The organism is Rhizobium centroccidentale (genome assembly GCF_030182565.1).
In the GTDB taxonomy this organism is placed as follows: domain Bacteria; phylum Pseudomonadota; class Alphaproteobacteria; order Rhizobiales; family Rhizobiaceae; genus Rhizobium.
In genome coordinates this window covers 385,673-405,291 of sequence record NZ_JAQJCG010000002.1, presented here as the reverse complement: position 1 = coordinate 405,291, position 19,619 = coordinate 385,673, and the positions used below count along the sequence as shown (strand labels likewise).

Sequence of the window (19,619 nt, the reverse complement as noted above, 5' to 3'; positions counted from 1 at the left end):
GACAAGCGATCAGAACTCGACGCCCGGCTGCCCTTTGATGCCGGAGCGGAACGGATGCTTGATCAATTCCATCTCGGTGACGAGATCGGCAATCTCGATCAGCTCTTCCTTGGCGTTGCGGCCGGTCAGAACCACATGAGTCATGTAGGGCTTCTCGTTCTTGAGGAACTCAATCACTTCGTTGATGTCGAGATAGTCATAGCGCAGCGCGATGTTGATCTCATCCAGCAGCACCATGGAATTGCGCTCGTCGCGGATCAGCTCCTTGGCCTTTTCCCATGCGGCCGAGGCCGCCGCCACATCGCGGGCGCGGTCCTGCGTCTCCCATGTGAAGCCTTCACCCATGGTATGGAACTGGCAGAGATCGGAGAAATGCTTCTCGATCAGATCGCGCTCACCGGTCCACATGGCGCCCTTGATGAACTGCACGACGGCGCTCGGCTTTCCATGAGCAATATGGCGGAAGATCATGCCAAAGGCGGAGGAAGACTTTCCCTTGCCCTTGCCTGTGTGGACGATGATCAGACCCTTCTCATCGTTTTTGGTCGCCATGATCTTGTCGCGCGCGGCCTTCTTCTTGGCCATCTTGTCGGCGTGACGGGCATCGTCGCTCTTCGGGGCGTCCGCGCCGGTTTCGGCCAATTCGTCGCTCATTGCATTCTCCCTGATATGATTGATTTCTGCGCCAGCGGCCCGCCGCGCCAAAGGTAGAGCGCGACAAGCGGCTGGTCTTCCGTGCGCATGGCGTGGCGGATATTCGAGGGGTGATGGATGATCTCGCCCGACCAGCGCGGCAGGAACGGCTGGGCATCCTTGCTCCAGAGCGAACCGTCGGTCAGAGGGATATAGATCTCCTCAGCCTCGTGGTGATGGTCCGGATAGTGCACTCCGGGACCAAGCAGCAGGAAGCCGCCGGCCATCTCCTCGCTTACGAAATGCCCACGCGTGCCGAACAGCTCGACCCAGCCATATCGCTGCAGAAAGTCTGCGCCGAAATCTGTGATGCTGTAGGTCTGGGCCCAATGCAGCTCGTTCGCGGCTTGAAAGAGCCTGTCGAACAGCACGCCTTCTGCACCCTCCCCCAACCGATCATGCTTCCGAAGATAATCGACGACGGGCAAGCCGTGCGTCGCAAGCGAGCGCGGTTGCGCCGGCCAGTCAAAGCCTTCCACGAAATGCTGCAGCATCAGATCGCTGCGCGACATCAGATAATCCCGAAAACCAACCAGAAGCTCGTCGATCGCACTCATTCCGCCGCGTCCTTGCCCTTATCCAGGCTTTCCAGATCGAACCGCGCCGAATTGCTTCTCGGCGTCCAGAGCTGGCGATCGATCGCCTCAAGCAGACGTTCGCGCATGTCCCGAAGTGCTGCCGGATTCTTCTCCGCCATGAAATCGCGCACGCCCTGGTCGGCGACGAAGGCCTGATAGACGGCCTCGAAATGATGATTGCGCACAGCACCCGTCGTCGCGGCAAAGGCAAAGAGATAATCGACCGTTGCCGCGATCTCGAAGGCGCCCTTGTAGCCGTGGCGCATGATGCCCTCGATCCACTTGGGATTGACGACGCGACCGCGCACCACACGACCGATCTCCTCTTCGAGCGAGCGGATCACAGGCTTTTCCGGCCTCGAATGATCGTTGTGATAGATCGAGGGACGCGCACCGCCAAGCTGCTCGGCCGCCGCCGCCATGCCGCCTTCGAACTGATAATAGTCGTCGCTGTCGAGCAGGTCATGCTCGCGATTGTCCTGGTTCTGCACGACCGCCTGGATCGAGCGCAATCGCTCCTCGAAGACGCCTCGCGCGGCTCTTCCTTCTTCGCCGGCACCATAGGCATAGCTGCCCCAGACGAGATAGGCTTCGGCCAGATCGGCGCGCCGCTCCCATCCCTTCTCGTCGATCAGCGCCTGCAGGCCGGCACCATAGGCTCCGGGCTTAGAGCCGAAGATGCGATAGCCGGCCCTGCGGCTAGCGGAGACCGTATCGAGGCCGGCGGCTTCGAGCCGCGCGATCTCGCCCCGCATGCGCGCCGCAATGGGATTATCCGCAGCATCTTCATCAAGCATGCCCACGGCACGGATTGCCTTGTCGAACAAGGCGATCTGCTCGGGAAACGCATCACGGAAGAAGCCGGATATGCGCAATGTCACGTCAACACGCGGCCGCCGGAGCATGGCCGGCGGAATGATCTCGTAGCCGGTGACGCGGCGCGAGGTCATGTCCCAGACGGGCTTGACGCCGATCAGCGCCAGCGCCTGCGCGATATCGTCGCCACCCGTGCGCATGTTCGACGTGCCCCAGGCCGTCAGGCCGAAGGAAACGGGCCATTCGCCATGATCCTGAACATAGCGGCGGATGAGCAATTCGGCCGATTTCTTGCCAAGTTCATAGGCTGCCGGCGTTGGCACGGCACGGCTGTCCACCGAATAGAAATTCCGTCCCGTCGGCAGTACATCCGGTCGACCGCGTGTCGGTGCGCCGGATGGTCCGGGAGGTACGAAACGGCCGTCGAGGCCTTTGAGCAGAGCTGAGATCTCCGCATCGCCGCAAGCGAGGATGGAGGGCTGGAGCTTTGAGGCGATTTCGTTGAGAACCATACGGGTGTTCGGCCAGTTGTCGGGGCAGGCTATTTCGCCGTCCACGAGCTTTGCGGCTAGCAGTTCGATGCGCTCGACGGTGTCACCCTGGGTGCGCCAGGAGACGTCGGAGATATCTTGAAGGATAGCAGGGCGCGGGCCTGTCCATTCGGCTGCCATGTCGCAGTCCAAAGGATCGAATGGCTTCTGTGGAGAGATACCCCCCTCTGTCAGCTTTGCTGACATCTCCCCCACAAGGGGGGAGATTGGAGGGAGTATGTCGCTCGGCCGTCCCAAATCTTTATTAACAGCATCGGCGAATCCGATCTCGGTTTGATGCGAGAGCGTGCCACGCCTTACCGATCTCCCCCCTAGTGGGGGAGATGTCGCGAACGCGACAGAGGGGATTACCGTACCCTCCCCACGCTCCACACCCTCAAAAGCATCCCGAGCAATCGCCCGCTGCAAGCTCTGATCGCCACCCTCGCCCAGGCCGCGCGGCACCCTTGCCAGCGCCACCGTCAAATCCGTCAGTAGCCGCCCGGAAGGCGAAACACCGAAAATATGCAGGCCATCGCGGATCTGCATTTCCTTGAGATCGCAGAGATAGGCGTCGAGCTTGCGCAATGCCTCGTCTTCACCCTCGCCCTTGGCGATGCCCGCATCCTGATCCAGCCCGATATCGGCGACGAGATCGAGAATCTGCTTGCGGAGCAGACGGATGCGGCGCGGATCGCCGCCAGAGGCCTCGTAATATTCGTCGACCAGCGCCTCCAGATCCTTCAGTGGACCATAGCTTTCGGCGCGTGTCAGTGGCGGCGTCAGGTGGTCGATGATGACAGCGCTTGTGCGGCGCTTGGCCTGCGTGCCCTCGCCGGGATCGTTGACGATGAAGGGATAGAGGTTCGGCAGCGGCCCGAGAATGGCTTCCGGATAACAGCTTTCCGACAGTGCCAGCGCCTTGCCCGGCAGCCATTCGAGATTACCGTGCTTGCCCATGTGGATGACCGCATGCGCATCGAAGGAACGGCGAAGGAAGGCATAGAAGGCGAGATAGCCGTGCGGCGGCACGAGATCGGGAGAGTGGTAGCTCTCCTTCGGATCGATGTTATAGCCGCGCGCCGGCTGGATGCCGACTAGCACATCGCCGAAACGGGCAAACGGCAGGGCGAAGCCGCTGTCGAGCGCGTAAGGATCGGCCCCCGGCCCGCCCCAGCGCGCCGTAATCTCATCCTGAATCTGTTTGGGAAGCGACGAGAAGAAATCCTTGTAGTCGCTGAAGGAAAGCCTCTCGCGGATCACGCGGCCATCATGCCCCGAATTTGTCGGCCCTTCCGCCAGATGCCGCATCAGCGCATCGCCGTCGGCAGGCAGATCGGCAATGCCGTAACCCACCGCCCGCATCGCCCTCAGCACCTCGATCGTGCCGGCCGGCGTATCCAACCCGACGCCATTACCCAGGCGCCCATCGCGATTGGGATAGTTTGCCATCACGAGCGCAACGCGGCGATCTCCGGGCGGCGTTTTGCGCAGCCGCGCCCAATTGGCGGCGAGCCGCGCCGTATAGCGCATGCGATCCTCGAGCGGTTCGCTGGCGACGATATTGGCCTCGACCCGCTCGTCGTAGCGAGCAGCAGCCTTGAAGGACACGGCGCGCGCAAGAACACGCCCATCGACCTCGGGCAAAGCCACATTCATGCCGAGATCGCGGGCCGAAAGCCCCTGCGAGGATGCCTCCCATGCCTCCTTCGATGAAGCAGAGAAGATGGCTTGCAGAACCACGGTATCACCCGTTTCCAGTACCGTTGCCTGACGATCCGCTCCCGGCGCCGAAACGGCAAAGCCAGTGGTATTGATGACCACGCTTGGTTTCAGTTCCATAAAGACGCTTTCGAGAATGCCGACCGACACGGCATCCTTGAGGCTATAGGCAAAGACCGGCAGCGGCCGCATGCCCTCGGCGATAAGCGCCTCCATCATGGCTTCGACGGGCTTGGTTTCACCGCTCTGCACGAGCGCGCGATAGAAGGAAATCGCCACCGTCGGGGCCTTGAGGTCCACCAATGGCTTTTCTGCTTGTAACGCCCCCTCACCCGGCGCTGGCGCGCCACCCTCTCCCCTCTGCGGCGAGGGGAAATTCGCCGCACTCTCAGCATCTACCTTCTCCCCTCGGGGAGAAGGTGCCCGAAGGGCGGATGAGGGGGTACCGTCGCATAACGCAGAAACGTTCCGCCACTCCTCGACGCCGATCATGCCCCGGCCCGGCCACCAGATGCCGGCCTTCATCAAGGGCACGGCTGGCATCGGCTTCTCGGCACCCGAGAGTATGGCTTCCGCATAGACAAGAAACGCCCGCGAATTCGTCTCTCCGCCCTCGATCAGATAGGACCAGAGGGCATTGAGATCGTCGAGCGCGACGTTGGAGAATGGTGTCAGCCCGGGATCGGGCTTCGAATCGCCCGGCAACACCGCGATAAGGGCCTCCTGACGCACCGCACAGGCATGCAGCGCCTCCAGCGCATAATGGAAGTAACTCGCCCCTCCCAGCGCCCGCACGATGATGAGCTTCGCATGCCGCGCCGTCCTGTCGATATAGGTATCGACGGACATCGGATGCTTGAGGCTCATCAGGCTTGCAAGCCGAAGGGAACGATCGCCCTCACCATGCGCTGCGGCAATCGCCGCAAGCTCGGTATCGGCAGCCGACAGAAAGAGGATATCGCCGGGCGACTGCCCGAGATCGATCGCCTCCTCGCCGTCGCTTATCGTTCCCTTTTGAGCCAGGAGGAGATGCATCAGGCGTCAGAGTATGCGGCGGCACACCCCCCTCTGTCACTTCGTGACATCTCCCCCACAAGGGGGGAGATTGTTTGGTGCCATGCTTCGCTGGACTTACCTCCCCAAGCCCCAGCTACTCCCGACGTCGGTTGTTTTACGATGTAGCAGCCACGAGCTTCTAATCTCCCCCCTTGTGGGGGAGATGTCCCGCAAGGGACAGAGGGGGGTATCGCACGGCAAAGACGCAGCATCGATCAGACCAGCGCTTCGATCGCTTTGCGCACGATCGTCTCGTCCATCTCGTGCAGGCCGATCACCACAAGCCGGGTTGCGCGGGCTTCACCCGGCGTCCAGGCGCGATCGAAATAGGTATCGATGCGGCTGCCGACGGCCTGAAGCTGCAGGCGCATGGGCTTGCCGGGGACATCGACGAAGCCCTTGAGGCGCAGCACATCATGCTCCGCAATCACGCGCTTCAGCGCATCGACGAAGGCGGCCGGATCGGCAATCGGGCCGAGTTCGACGACGAAGCTGTCGAATTCGTCATGGTCATGCGGCGTGCCGTCCTCATGCTCCAGTTCATGATGGGATTTGCGGTTGACGATATCGTCTTCCGTGCCGATGCCGAGGCCGAGCAGGACGGCAGCGGGCACGTCACCATTCTTCGCCTCGATGATTGTCGGCTTGCGGGCGGTGCGCGAGGCGACCTCGGCGCGCACACGGCCGAGTCCCTCGACGTCGATCAGATCTGTCTTGTTGAGCACGATCAGATCGGCACAGGTCAGCTGATCTTCGAACAGTTCCTCGATCGGGCTTTCGTGGTCCAGCGAGTCGTCCTCGACGCGGGCAGCCTCGACAGCGTCGTGATCGTCGGCAAAGCGGCCGGCGGCAACGGCGGCGCTGTCGACGACGGTGATGACGCCGTCCACGGTCACGTGGGTGCGGATATCGGGCCAGTTGAAGGCAGCGACCAGCGGCTGCGGCAGAGCAAGGCCCGAGGTCTCGATGACGATATGATCCGGGCGCGCATCACGCTCCAAAAGCTTCGTCATGGTGGGAATGAAATCGTCGGCGACGGTGCAGCAGATGCAGCCATTGGTCAGCTCGATGATATCGTCCTCGGTGCAGTTCTCCGCGCCGCAGCCCTTCAGCACGTCGCCGTCGACGCCGAGGTCGCCGAACTCGTTGATGATCAGAGCGATCTTCTTGCCACCGGCATTCTGCAGGAGGTTGCGGATCATCGTCGTCTTGCCGGCTCCCAGGAAGCCGGTGATGACGGTGGCGGGAATCTTTTCCTGGTTCATATGGATCAGCCCTTCATTTTCAGCGGCAAGCCCGCTGCGATAAAATAAACTTCGGCACTTGCCGCAGCGACCATCTGGTGCAGGCGGCCGGCATGGTCGCGAAATTCGCGCGCCATGCGATTTTCCGGCACGATTCCCAGGCCAACCTCGTTGGAGACGAGAACGAGCCTTGATCGCGCAGTTGGTAGAAATGCAGTGAGAGCGGCAAATTCCGCCGCCATGTCACGCTCGGCCATCATCAGATTGGTCACCCAGAGCGTCAGGCAGTCGATAAGCACCGCCCGCCCCTCCGCGTCGACAGCGGCAAGCTGCCCGACGAGATCGATCGGCTCCTCATGCGTCTGCCAGAGATCGCCGCGATCGGCACGATGCTGGGCGATGCGCTCGCGCATCTCGTCGTCCCATGCGCGTCCCGTCGCCACATAGTGACGTTCGAGACCCGTGTCCGAAATCAGAGATTCGGCGAATCTGGATTTGCCGGAACGCGCGCCGCCAAGGACGAAAACAGCTCGGGAAGTCGAAGTCGACATGCGCTATGTCCGCTCCCACCACGCAGAAGCGAGGGTCGGCAGCACGTCGCTGGAACCGGGAAACAGGCGCCCATACGCCGAAAACTCGTCTTGCGCCATGACAACCTCCGTGCTGGCAGCGGAACTCGCGTCCCAAAACAGGCTCTGCGCCCGGCACGCATGGCAGGTCTCCTGGCTCGCGGATAAGACGCCGCGACAGGGGCGGACCGAAACGGTCGCCCCCGATCGTGCGCCAGCGGATCCTTCTCGCCTTCCCGGCAATGCATCATGAAAAGGCGGACGATTCGTAGAATAAGAGGCGTCCAGCCCCGGTTGATCATGATGCCACACCAGTGGCTTTTTCGACTTGCGCCTGCCCCGCCCCGTTCGCCCCATGCGAACCATCAACGGAATAGACTTCAAACCGAACGAAAGACCCTGACCGCTCTACAGTCGCGGGGTCGGCTGTGATGAGAACGCCCGGATTGGGTCCGCCCCTTCACATTCCCTTTTCATCCCATGCGGCAGATCGCCGCTCAGGAACCATTCGTTATGCCGCAATGATTAGGCTTTCACTTAGTTCAAGTCAATCAAGGGCATGGATGCGACCTGCGCCATCCTGATTGCGAAATCGGTTGAAAATTCGCATGAAATCAGCGGCTTTTTTGCCGTATTTCTTTGATGTTAGGAGTTTATAGAGGGTAAGCCCTCACATTCGAGCAAAAACGTATCGTCCGCTTCCAATGCTACAGAAATTTCAACCGCGACGTCTCGGCGTCTTCTCGGTCCTATTCGATCTCGGTCGCTTCAGGGCATTGCTGCGTCGTGGCGAGCTGGGACTTGTTTTTGCCGGCGCCCTGGTGGGAATAGCGTCCGGCTGTGCCGTAACCGCGATGAGCTATATCTCGCGTAAGCTTCATAGCGTCATCTACGGCATAACCGACTACGAACGCTTGAGTTCAGCGGCAATGGCGATCCCCGACAAATCGGTGTTGTTCATCGCGCCGATCGCCGGCGGCATCATTCTCGGCATCCTGCTTTATATATTGTCGCGCACGCGCAAGAAGCCGATGGTCGACCCGATCGAAGCCAATGCGCTGCATGGCGGCCGCATGTCGCTTACCGACAGCATCATCGTCGCGGTGCAGAATCTGATCTCCAATGGATTTGGCGCGTCTGTCGGGCTTGAAGCAGGTTACACGCAGCTCGCCGCAGGCATTGCCTCCAAATTCGGCTACAAGATGCAGATGCGCCGCGCAGACCTGCGCATGCTCGTCGGCTGCGGCGCGGCTGGCGCCATCGCAGCCGCCTTCAATGCGCCGCTCACCGGCGCCTTCTATGCCTTCGAGCTGATCATCGGCAGCTATTCGATCGTGACCCTGACCCCCGTCGTCGTCTCGGCGCTGATTTCAACGATGATTGCCAGACTACTCGCCGGCGACGACTTTGCCATCGATATCGATCACTTCGGGGCGATCGTTCCGGCGGATTATCTTCCAGCCATCCTGCTTGGTGCCTTCTGCGCCGGTATCGGCATCCTGATCATGCAGGGCGTCGCCTGGGTCGAGGAACTGGCACGCAAGAGCTCCATAGCGCCGCCTTTCCGGCCTGCGCTCGGCGGCCTGGTCGTCGGAACACTGGCGCTGATCTCGCCGCAAGTCCTTTCGGCCGGCCATGGCGCGCTGCATCTCAATCTGTCTACGGACGTGACGCTGGGCGCCTTGGCGGGTCTATTCCTGCTGAAATCGCTCGCCTCCGCAATATCGATCGGCTCCGGTTTCAGAGGCGGCCTCTTCTTCGCTTCGCTGTTCATGGGCGCGCTGCTCGGTAAGATCTTCGCCTATTGCGCACCCTATTTCGATCATGCCACGCTGACGCCGGCCGTCTATGCCGTCGTCGGCATGAGCTCGCTGGCCGTTGCCATCATCGGCGGCCCGCTGACCATGACCTTCCTGGCGCTTGAAATCACCGGGGACTTTCCGATCACTGCCCTGGTGCTGGCCGCCGTCATCACCTCGTCGCTCGTGGTGCGCACGACCTTCGGCTACTCCTTCGCCACATGGCGCTTCCACCTGCGTGGCGAGAGCATCCGCAGCGCCCACGACGTCGGCTGGATCCGCAATCTCACGGTCGCCCGCATGATGCGCCCTGACGTGCATACGGGCAGCATCGACATGAGCATCGAGGAATTCCGCAAGAATTTTCCGATCGGCTCGGCGCAGCGCGTCATCCTGATCGACAAGAACGAGAAATATTCCGGAATGGTTCTCGTGCCCGACGTCTATGCGAGCCCGATCGAAAAAGACGACGAGGAGCACGGTCTTTCCGATTTCATCCGGCTCCGCAACGAATTCCTGCAGCCGCAGATGAACGCCAAGCAGGCAGCCGCCATGTTCGAGCAGACCAAGAGCGAAGCGCTCGTCGTCGTCAACGACCTGATCGAACGCAAGGTCATCGGTCTGCTGACGGAGAGCTATACGCTGCGCCGCTACAGCGAAGAACTCGACCGCCGTCGGCGGGAAGTTTCCGGCGAACTCTAGGCGACCAGACCGTCGAGCCAGGCCGGATCGAGTACGCTTTCCAGCTCTGCCGCAACTTCGTCCAGAGCCATATCGACGCTGGCGCGATAGTTCACGCGCTCGCCGGAAAGGCCGAAGCTTGCCAGCAGCTTTGCCCGGTAAGCGTCGCTGCCGAAGAGCCCATGAAGATATGTGCCCATGATGCGGCCATCGGGCGATACCGCTCCATCGGGCCGCCCGTCGATCATGGCCGATGGCCGTTCGCAGTCCGGACCCCGCGTCACACCGAGATGGATCTCATAGCCGGACAGCGGCACGTCATACTCTTTCGAGACCGCAAGACTGTTGCGCACCGTCTTCTCAGGAGCCATTTCCGTCTCGATATCCAAAAGACCCAATCCGGGCGTCTCGGTCACCGATCCCTCGATACCGAGCGGATCGTGGACGGTATGACCGAGCATCTGATAACCGCCGCAAATGCCGATGACGCGACCGCCGCGGCGCACATGGGCAGCGATATCGCGATCCCATCCTTGCTCGCGCAGATCAAGCAGGTCACCGATCGTCGACTTGGAGCCCGGCAATACCACAAGCCCCGCATCGGCGGGCAAGCGCTCGCCAGCGCGGACGAAGACGAGATCGACATCGGGCTCGGCCCGCAGCGGGTCAAGATCGTCGAAATTGGCGATCCGCGACAGCACAGGCACAGCGACCTTGAGCGCACCGGAGGTACCTCGAGCAAGTCGCTCCAATACGACCGAATCCTCCGCCGGCAGGCGGGTGGCCGCCTTTAGCCACGGGACGACGCCATGACATTGCCATCTAGTGAAACTGCCAATCGCCTCAATGCCCTCACCAAACAGTGAGACATCACCACGGAACTTGTTGATCAGATAACCGCGGATCATCCGCCGGTCTTCCTCCGGCAAGATATGATATGTGCCGACCAATGACGCGATCACGCCGCCGCGGTCTATGTCACCGACCAGCACGACGGGAATATTGGCGCGTGTCGCAAAGCCCATATTGGCGATGTCGCCGCGCCGCAGATTGATCTCGGCAGGCGAACCCGCTCCCTCGACGATGACGAGATCGGTTCCTGCCCGCATGGTGGCGAAGCTTTCGAGCACCGCGCCGAGCAATTGCGGCTTGAGGGCCTGATAGTCCCTGCCCTTGGCCTGCCCCCAGACTTTGCCCTGAACGATGATCTGGCTGCCGGTCTCCGATTGCGGCTTCAACAACACCGGATTCATGTGAACCGATGATGGCACGCGCGCCGCGAGCGACTGCAGCCACTGCGCCCGTCCGATCTCGCCGCCGTCTTCGGCAACGGCGGCATTGTTCGACATGTTCTGTGGCTTGAACGGGCGCACTCTCACGCCCCTGTTTGCGAACAGCCGGCACAGTCCCGCGACCAATACCGTTTTTCCGACATCGGAACCGGTTCCCTGTAGCATGATCGCTCTTGTCATTGCTCACCACCTCGATACGCCACAGCCACTGAAAACGCTAGATTCCGCCTTGATTTTGCCGCGATCTCCAGCTGCCGGAAAGAGCTGCCACGATACAAAAATGCATCACCTTCAAACATGCTCTATTTGCGACATTGGATGACGATTTCATCCGTTGTGAGTTACGCGAAGGAGGATTATCTGCATCGTGAAAACAAACAACGAAACCGGCCGGTCCGGTCGGAGGATACCCCAATGCTCTTCATCTTCAACAGACAGAATTCCATTCAGATCGCCTGGAATGGCAAGCTTCCGGTTCGCCGCCCGGAGAGCCGCCTGCAGCAACTCGACACGCGCTTCGGCACGATCGGCTTCATCCGCACCTATAATGTCGGCTGAGAGCGCGTCAAGCTGCCAGCCCCATACATGAGAAGCCGCCATGCAACAGCATCGGCGGCTTTATTTTTGATCGTTATCGGGATCGGAGCAGGCTCCTGCTTCCCGCACATCAAACTGTCTCGTAACGGCACCCTCTAAAGCGCGAAAACCGCGCGATCCGAGGATCAACGCGGTTTGCCAAAAACGCCGGCTTCCCTGCACAAACACTACAAGGTTCGCTTTCCCCGGTACGCAATACCTGATCCAGGGAAGCAGCGGTATGTCCCCCGCCACGCATCGATTGATAAACCGACATCGTTACCGGAGGGTTATTAAGTGCTTAAATTAGAGTGAATCTGAAAATTTTTTGAAAATTTTCCGCTTTGCGTTGAGAAATCGCAAACGACGCAAATGGAATACAAAACGTCTTTCAGGGACGCGATATTCCAGCGCCATTTAATTCCGTCTTGATGGTAAAGCTTCACGAAAGCCACACAATGCCTGTTTTGCAGCCGTGAATAGCAGAAAACAGGCTAATTCAGGCGCTTAATTAAGCTTCTCCAAGGGGCGTGATAACTTCCTTCGGCTGGCAGGCTGTTGATTTCTTCTTTCAAATCCTTACGCTACCCTTTGTCGATGCAAAGAATGCCCGGCCGCGACAGAGTTCCGCGGTCGCAAAAAGACCAAATGCACGACGGCAGCAAAGGGGACCGTACGGGCGTCGTCAGCGGCGTATGAACGGTTGCAATCAGACCGCGCTGACAGGGGATCGACAGAAATCGAACGCGTTTGGAGTCGATTTCCGCAACGTAACGAAAAATTGGGAGACGATATCAATGAAGAAGCTTCTCGCTTCAGCCATTTTCGCATTCGGCGCCTATGCTTTGGCTGGCTCGGCGCACGCCGCGGATTGCGGCAGCGTATCCATCGCTGAAATGAACTGGGCATCGGCAGGCGTAGCCGCTCAGGTCGACAAGATCATCCTGCAAAACGGTTATGGCTGTAACGTCACTCTGGTGACCGGCGACACGCAGCCGACCTTTACCTCCATGGATGAAAAAGGCCAGCCTGACGTTGCGCCCGAGCTGTGGGTCAACGCAGTGCGCACAGCGCTCGACAAGGCCGTTTCCGAAGGCCGCTTGATCGAGGCGGCACCGCTCTTGAGCGATGGCGGCGTGGAAGGCTGGTGGATTCCGAAATTCCTCGCCGACGCCCATCCGGATATCAAGACCGTTCAGGACGCGCTGAAGCATCCGGAACTCTTCCCTGCCCCGGAAGATTCTTCCAAGGGCGCGGTATATAATTGCCCGGCCGGCTGGAACTGCCAGATTTCGACCGCCAATCTCTACAAGGCCCTCGGCGCCGAAAAGCTCGGCTTCACGTTGGTCGATACCGGTTCGGCGGCAGGTCTCGACGGCTCGATCGCCAATGCCTTCGAAAAGAAGACCGGCTGGCTCGGCTACTATTGGGCTCCGACAGCCATCCTCGGCAAGTACGAGATGGTTCGCCTGAGCTTCAACGTGCCGCATGACAAGAAGGATTGGGATGCCTGCACGTCACAGCAGGATTGCGCCAATCCGAAGGTGAACTCCTATCCGGTTTCGGACGTCTATACCGTTGTGACCAAGGACTTTGCCGCAAAGGCCGGTATCGCCATGGACTACATGAAGACCCGCAAATGGGATAACGGCACCGTCGGCAAGGTTCTCGCCTGGATGACCGACAATCAGGGTACCAACGAGGACGGCGCCAAGTATTTCCTCAAGACCTACCCCGACATGTGGACCAAGTGGGTTGCTCCGGACGTCGCCACCAAGGTCAAGGCGTCGCTCTAATCCGTGCTGCAGAATCGGCGGCAGGCGTCTGCCTGCCGCCGATTTCACATTCGCGCGCCGTAATCGGTATGACGCTCATACCGACAGAGCGACATGACGCAAGGTCGCAACGAGTGCAGATTAACGGCGGCGAATGCTGTAAGAATTCAGGGGCAGCCTGAAGAACCGGTCGCAGCGCTGCAGTGCTGCCCGCATGTGATGGCCACACGAGCGCAGCGGGACAGAACCGGACTAAGAAGGGGAAATACATGGCTATCCAGTGTACGATCCTGCCGAATTTGCTCTGCAACTTTCCGGCAATAGACGAATCTATCATACGTCTCGCACGCAAGAACATCGATGACGGTTTCAGGGCGTCCGTACGCGCCTACGGCAATCTCATCGACGCCATCGTGCAGCCGCTGCAATGGTTTCTGAACTATCTCGAATGGGTTTTCACCAACACGCCCTGGTTCATCATACTCGTCGCCATGATGCTCGTCGTATATGCCGCCAGCCGCAACCTTAAAATTGTTGCCGGCACAGCAATCTCCATGATCCTCATCGGCGTCTTCGGCCTCTGGACCGATACGATGGTCACGCTCGCCATGGTGACGGTCTGTACGCTCATCGCCATCGTCATCGGACTGCCGATCGGCATCCTGATGGCGCGCTCGGACCGGCTGCAGTCGATCGTCAATCCGATCCTCGACGTCATGCAGACCATGCCGAGCTTCGTCTATCTCATTCCCGTCGTCGTTATCTTCGGCATCGGCAAGGTACCGGGCCTTATCGCCGTCGTCATCTATGCAGTTCCACCGATGATCCGCCTGACCAATCTCGGCATCCGCCTCGTGGACAAGGAGGTGCTGGAAGCCGCGGACGCCTTCGGCTCGTCGCACCGCCAGAAACTCTTCAACGTGCAGATCCCGCTTGCCCTGCCCACCATCATGGCCGGCATCAATCAGACCATCATGATGTCGCTGGCCATGGTCGTCGTCGCCTCGATGGTCGGCGTCGGCGGGCTCGGCAAGAATACGCTGCAGGCGATCAACAACCAGTTCTTCACCGTCGGCTTCCTCAACGGTTTCGCGCTGGTCGCCATTGCCATCATTTTCGATCGCACGAGCCAAGCCTATGGCAGACGGCTCCAGAAGCACTCGGAGGTCATCCATGGCTAGTCACGCGATCCAGATCAAAAGCCTTTATAAGATTTTCGGTCCTCGCGGACGCAACTATATCGATCAGGTCAAGAACGGCTTGGGCAAGGCCGAACTCAATGAAACGCACGGTCATGTGCTCGGCCTGCAGGATATCAACATCGACATGCCGGCCGGCGCCATTACCGTCGTCATGGGCCTCTCCGGCTCGGGCAAGTCGACGCTGATCCGCCATATCAACCGGTTGATCGAGCCGACGGCCGGCGAAGTGCTCTATGACGGCGTCGACGTCTGCAAGATGAGCGAAAACGACCTGCGCGAATTCCGTCGTCACAAAACGGCGATGGTGTTCCAGAAATTCGCGCTGCTGCCACACCGCACCGTCATCGAAAACACGATCTACGGCCTTGATATCCAGGGTGTGCCGCGCTCCGAAAGCGAGAAGAAAGGCCAGTATTGGATCGAGCGCGTCGGGCTCAAGGGCTTCGAACGACACTTTCCGAACCAGCTTTCCGGCGGCATGCAGCAGCGTGTCGGCCTTGCCAGGGCGCTGACGAACGATGCCGATATCCTGCTAATGGACGAAGCCTATTCGGCGCTCGACCCGCTGATCCGCGTGGACATGCAGACCGTACTCCTCGATCTGCAGAAGGAGCTGAAGAAGACCGTCGTCTTCATCACCCACGATCTCGACGAGGCGCTGCGCCTTGGCGACAAGATCGCGATCCTGCGCGACGGCAAGGTCGTGCAGCAGGGCACCGGCCAGCAGATCGTGCTGCAGCCGGCCGACGACTATATCACCGCCTTCGTCAAGGAAGTGAACCGCGGTCGCGTCATCCAGGCCCAGACGATCATGAAGCCGCTTGCCGGCGAGCCGGGCGGCGCACGCGTACCCGGCGACATGACGCTGGAAGTCGCCGCCAAGCAGATCACCGAGGCAGGCCAGACGGGAGCCGTCGTCACGGATGCGGGCGGCAAGCCTATCGGCACGATCGATCTGCAAAGCATCATCGCCGCCATGGTCACGCCGACATCGCATGAGACGGCACAGATGGCGGCAGCCTGACGGCTGATCTTCATCGCAAACGGCAAAGCGCCCTCACCGGGGCGCTTTTTTCTGCCGCCATTGCCGCGTCGATATAGAGGTAGCCATCTTGTCGTTGTTTTCACATAAAGAAATGTTTATATCTGCATTTGATATCCGAACATCCGACGTATCCGAGGACGCACCATGACCGTCGCCATCAATCCCCTGACCGATCTCCTTGCCGAAAAGGGCGTACTGCTTGCCGACGGCGCAACCGGCACCAACCTCTTCGCCATGGGCCTTGAGGCCGGTGAAGCCCCCGAACTCTGGAACGAACAGCATCCGGACCGGATCACGAAGCTGCATCAGGATTTCGTCGATGCCGGCGCAGATATCATCCTCACCAACACTTTCGGCGGCACCCGTCATCGCCTGAAGCTACACCATGCGCAGGATCGCGTGCATAGCCTCAACAAGACGGCTGCCGAGATCGCTCGAGCGGTGGCCGACAAGGCCGACCGAAAGGTCATCGTTGGCGGCTCCGTCGGACCGACCGGCGAGTTGCTCATGCCGCTCGGCGCCCTGACCTATGAAGATGCCGTCGCCGCGTTCGTCGAGCAGATGGAAGGCCTGCAGGCCGGTGGTGCCGATGTCGCCTGGATCGAAACCATGTCATCGCCGGAAGAAATCCGGGCTGCAGCAGAAGCCGCCGCCAAGGTCGGCCTGCCCTACACCTATACCGGCTCGTTCGATACCGCAGGCAAGACCATGATGGGCCTGCATCCGAAGGACATTCATGCCGTCGCGACCGATATCGGCGCAGGCCCGGCGGCCGTCGGCGCCAATTGCGGCGTCGGCGCTTCCGACATCCTCTCCAGCCTCCTCGACATGACCGAGGCGGACGCTTCCGCAATCGTCATCGTCAAGGGCAATTGCGGCATTCCCGAATATCGTGGTGCCGAAATCCATTATTCCGGCACGCCGCCGCTGATGGCTGACTATGCCCGTCTCGCACGCGATGCCGGCGCCAAGATCATCGGCGGTTGCTGCGGCACCTCCTGCGGCCATCTCGCCGCCATGCGGGAGGCGCTGGACAGCTACGTACCGGGCCCTCGCCCGACGCTGGAAACGATCATCGAACGGATCGGCCCCCTTCGCAACAAGACCGCCAACGAAGGCGGCGCGGCACCCGCTCGCGAACGCCGCAGACGATCCTAAGGAAAAAAGAGAAAGCCTGGTTGCCGGGCTTTCTTTTCATCATTCAATTGCTTCCACAGAGATCTTCCCTCGGCCGCGTCTTCAAACATGCCGAAAGTAAGCCAGCGCCTGCCGCCTGCTATTTCTCACCACCGATGGCGCGTCCTTCGGTGAAATACGGAACAATCCGGCTGTCGAACGCCTTCAAGGCCGCACCGATCGCCTGGTGCATGTCGAGATAGCGATAGGTGCCGAGCCGCCCGCCAAAATGGACATTGGTCTCCGCCACGGCGCGCTCGCGATAGCGCAGGAAGAGCTCCTTGTCCTGCCGCGTGTCGATTGGATAATAGGGCTCGTCAACGCGCCTTGCAGAGCGTGAATATTCCCGCACCACGACCGTCGTCTCATTCTGATAGTTGCGCTCCGGATTGAAGTGGCGAAACTCCAGAATACGTGTGTAGGGGATCGTCTCGTCGGCATAGTTCATGACCGCCATCCCTTGGAAATCGCCGGTATTCAGCGTCTCCTTTTCGAAGTCGATGGTCCGCCACCCGAGCTCGCCCTCGGAATAATCGAAATAGCGATCGATAGGACCGGTATAGACGATCGGAAGCCCGGCCGGCAGCGAGGATTTCAGCGAAAAGAAATCGACGTCGAGGGCGATCTGGATTTTGGGATGCTTCAGCATCCTCTCGAAGATCGCTGTATAGCCGTCGACCGGCAGACCTTCATATTTGTCGTTGAAATAGCGGTTGTCGAAAGTGTAGCGGACCGGCAGGCGCGTGATGATATGCTCCGGCAGATCCCGCGGATCCGTCTGCCACTGCTTGGCCGTATAGCCACGGATGAACGCCTCGTACAAGGGTCGGCCGATCAGCGAAATCGCCTTCTCTTCCAAATTGGCCGGATGGCGGCCGGCCATTTCCGCCGCCTGGTCCGCAATCAGTGCCCTCGCCTGGTCGGGCGAAAGGCGCCGGTTGAAGAACTGCGAGATCGTGCCGAGATTGATCGGCATCGAATAGACCTGATCGCGATAGGTCGAATAGACGCGATGCTTATAGTCGGTGAAAGCGGTAAATCTGTTGAGATAGGTCCAGACCAGTTCGTTCGGTGTATGGAAGAGATGCGCACCATAGCGGTGAACCTCAATTCCGGTCTCGCCGTCGAACTCGCTATAGGCGTTGCCGCCGATATGGCTGCGCCTGTCGATCAGAAGCACATTCTTCTGCAGCTCGTTCGCCACCCGCTCAGCAATCGTCGCGCCATAAAAGCCGGCGCCGACGATCAATAAATCTACCTTGGAAAAATCAATCATGCTCTAAATTCTCGCTGCCACCAAATCTCGGTGGCGGTTGCAATCGAAGATGGCAATCGGAATTGGATATATAAGGATGACGTCGGCAAGAACCTGTCGGCAGCACTTGGAAAAATCCAGGCACGCTTACCAGACGCCAGCGTATTTTAGCGGCGTATATTGATACGTCCTGAAGAGTGCTGCCTGTTCTTCCACCGCTGCATTGACGTTGTAGGTCGCACCCAGCGGCCGGGTATGAGCGACGGAGATGGCATCGATAATTGCCATGCGTGCCACCGGCCGCCCGAGGAATGACGGCCAAAGATGGTCGAGGCCGTATCCGGATTCGACATCCTTCATGGACTCGATGCAGATTTGCAGTGCACGCTGCGAGAAGACCGGGCACATGATTTCGACGAAGCCTTCGAAACGCACGACACTGTTAGGTCGCTGAACCGTCAAAGGATGATTGGGGTAAGAGCCTGGTCCTTTCTTGAGGGACGGCTGTGCCAAATCCAGACCATGCTTGTGCGACAGATGGAACATCCTGTTGATGTCCTCGCCATCGCACAGCAGATCGTCATCCGGCAGCCAGATCCGCTCGTAATTCCAAAGTGGGCTTCCTTGATGGAAGAGGTCGTAGATGATCTTGAACTTCTTGGTCTTCGGCAGATGCGCCAGATATTCGTAAGGGCTGCCGGAAACTTCCGGCGTCTCCGCACCATAATAACCGATGCAGAGATCCCAGTTGCGCGAAGCATCATCGATCTTCTCGAACCAGCGCGGATGGAGCGACTTCGAACCGGCCGGCACAACGACCAGATTGGGACGCCGCAATCCTTCCTGAGGCTGAACAAGAAAGTTTGCCTTGCGCTCGACGCCCACGGGTGTCGAAAACAGCGGATGAGGAGGATGATCTGCCGGCACCAGCAGATAGGTCGCATCGACGCCGCCAACGACGCCCCGTCCCGCAAGCGCCATAAGATTGCCGCCCTCGATATGGGCGGTATCGAAGATGACCGACGGCAGTCCATCCCTGTCGATCAGGCAAAGCCGACCGCCCATGACATGCCAGAAGTCGACGCTCGGATCGAAATAATTGCCGATCATGCCATCGGGCGCCAGAACCATGAAGCGTGTGAACATCCCGCGATTGACGTCGCCGAGGCTCCAGAATGTGCCGCTCAACATCTCCTGGGTCAGCGGCGGCGCGTCGGACCATTGTATCTGGCTCGCAGGATGCGCTTCGTAGGCGGGCGTATGCAGGCTGTTCGCTGCCAATGACATATGGACTGTTCCCTAATTCCGAACCCCAGGTAACGGCCCGATCCGAGGAAAGCAGTCAAACGACGTGGCTCCCGGAGATTCGCTCGCGATCGAGCTCGTTTGATCGGCACTGTGGCCATCATTCCTTTTGCGAAGCTTGTGCAGGAAATCAAAGGCCACCTGCCGCCCGGAACGCTGTCGCTCAGAACGCATCTCGAGCAATCCAGCCTCGCGAAAGTTGGCCGGCATAATCTCAGCGCTGGGATTTCTGTGCGGGGGCAATCGCGCGTTCAGAATATTGCCAAGAACGTCGGTGCTCGGCGGACACGAAGGTCGGTCGTGTC

Annotated in this window: 14 protein-coding genes and 1 riboswitch; of the genes, 6 read left to right on the top strand and 8 right to left on the bottom strand. The window is 59.9% G+C overall.

Annotated elements, in window-relative coordinates; translation table 11 throughout:
• Window positions 1-9: 9 nt before the first annotated feature.
• From cobO to cobU, 5 genes are all read right to left on the bottom strand, one after another.
• On the bottom strand, window positions 10-654 hold the full coding sequence (gene cobO, locus PH562_RS03805) for a cob(I)yrinic acid a,c-diamide adenosyltransferase (protein ID WP_113230636.1): 645 nt from the start codon (window positions 652-654) through the stop codon (window positions 10-12).
• Window positions 651-1,250 (bottom strand): dimethylsulfonioproprionate lyase family protein, encoded by a 600-nt coding sequence (locus tag PH562_RS03800; protein WP_285171504.1) that lies wholly within the window; start codon window positions 1,248-1,250, stop codon window positions 651-653. The genes cobO and PH562_RS03800 overlap by 4 nt, the downstream gene beginning before the upstream one ends.
• Complete coding sequence (cobN, locus tag PH562_RS03795; RefSeq protein ID WP_285171503.1) at window positions 1,247-5,374, bottom strand: cobaltochelatase subunit CobN; 4,128 nt, start codon at window positions 5,372-5,374, stop codon at window positions 1,247-1,249. The genes PH562_RS03800 and cobN overlap by 4 nt, the downstream gene beginning before the upstream one ends.
• A gap of 236 nt (window positions 5,375-5,610) precedes the next feature.
• Window positions 5,611-6,660 (bottom strand): cobalamin biosynthesis protein CobW, encoded by a 1,050-nt coding sequence (cobW, locus tag PH562_RS03790; protein WP_285171501.1) that lies wholly within the window; start codon window positions 6,658-6,660, stop codon window positions 5,611-5,613.
• A gap of 5 nt (window positions 6,661-6,665) precedes the next feature.
• Window positions 6,666-7,190 carry a bifunctional adenosylcobinamide kinase/adenosylcobinamide-phosphate guanylyltransferase gene (cobU, locus tag PH562_RS03785; RefSeq protein ID WP_285171499.1) on the bottom strand — a complete coding sequence of 175 codons (525 nt, stop codon included), beginning with the start codon at window positions 7,188-7,190 and terminating at the stop codon, window positions 6,666-6,668.
• Between the two features lie 144 nt (window positions 7,191-7,334).
• Window positions 7,335-7,732: riboswitch (cobalamin riboswitch) on the bottom strand.
• Window positions 7,733-7,912: 180 nt separating this feature from the next.
• Here cobU and PH562_RS03780 point away from each other — a divergent pair.
• Window positions 7,913-9,709: a chloride channel protein gene (locus PH562_RS03780; RefSeq protein WP_285171498.1), complete on the top strand. Its 1,797-nt coding sequence runs from the start codon at window positions 7,913-7,915 to the stop codon at window positions 9,707-9,709.
• Here PH562_RS03780 and PH562_RS03775 read toward each other — a convergent pair.
• Window positions 9,706-11,160 carry a cobyric acid synthase gene (locus PH562_RS03775; RefSeq protein ID WP_285171497.1) on the bottom strand — a complete coding sequence of 485 codons (1,455 nt, stop codon included), beginning with the start codon at window positions 11,158-11,160 and terminating at the stop codon, window positions 9,706-9,708. The two genes, PH562_RS03780 and PH562_RS03775, sit on opposite strands and share 4 nt — an antisense overlap.
• A gap of 234 nt (window positions 11,161-11,394) precedes the next feature.
• Between PH562_RS03775 and PH562_RS03770 the strand changes: the two genes are divergently transcribed.
• The 5 genes from PH562_RS03770 to bmt all read left to right on the top strand — a co-directional run bounded on the left by PH562_RS03770 (window position 11,395) and on the right by bmt (window position 16,736).
• Window positions 11,395-11,538 carry a hypothetical protein gene (locus PH562_RS03770; protein ID WP_092716115.1) on the top strand — a complete coding sequence of 48 codons (144 nt, stop codon included), beginning with the start codon at window positions 11,395-11,397 and terminating at the stop codon, window positions 11,536-11,538.
• Window positions 11,539-12,353: 815 nt separating this feature from the next.
• Window positions 12,354-13,352, top strand: a complete 999-nt coding sequence (locus PH562_RS03765; RefSeq protein WP_113230629.1) for an ABC transporter substrate-binding protein — start codon at window positions 12,354-12,356, stop codon at window positions 13,350-13,352.
• Window positions 13,353-13,600: 248 nt separating this feature from the next.
• On the top strand, window positions 13,601-14,512 hold the full coding sequence (locus PH562_RS03760; protein WP_095435152.1) for an ABC transporter permease: 912 nt from the start codon (window positions 13,601-13,603) through the stop codon (window positions 14,510-14,512).
• Window positions 14,505-15,557 (top strand): quaternary amine ABC transporter ATP-binding protein, encoded by a 1,053-nt coding sequence (locus tag PH562_RS03755; RefSeq protein WP_113230628.1) that lies wholly within the window; start codon window positions 14,505-14,507, stop codon window positions 15,555-15,557. Before PH562_RS03760 ends, PH562_RS03755 begins: the two co-directional genes overlap by 8 nt.
• Window positions 15,558-15,722: 165 nt before the next feature.
• Window positions 15,723-16,736 carry a betaine--homocysteine S-methyltransferase gene (gene bmt, locus PH562_RS03750; protein ID WP_285171496.1) on the top strand — a complete coding sequence of 338 codons (1,014 nt, stop codon included), beginning with the start codon at window positions 15,723-15,725 and terminating at the stop codon, window positions 16,734-16,736.
• A gap of 118 nt (window positions 16,737-16,854) precedes the next feature.
• Here bmt and glf read toward each other — a convergent pair whose 3' ends face one another.
• Complete coding sequence (gene glf, locus PH562_RS03745) at window positions 16,855-18,030, bottom strand: UDP-galactopyranose mutase (RefSeq protein ID WP_285171495.1); 1,176 nt, start codon at window positions 18,028-18,030, stop codon at window positions 16,855-16,857.
• 126 nt (window positions 18,031-18,156) lie between these two features.
• A complete protein-coding gene (locus PH562_RS03740; RefSeq protein WP_285171493.1) occupies window positions 18,157-19,296 on the bottom strand; it encodes a DUF707 domain-containing protein in 1,140 nt (379 codons plus the stop codon).
• Window positions 19,297-19,619: the final 323 nt, after the last annotated feature.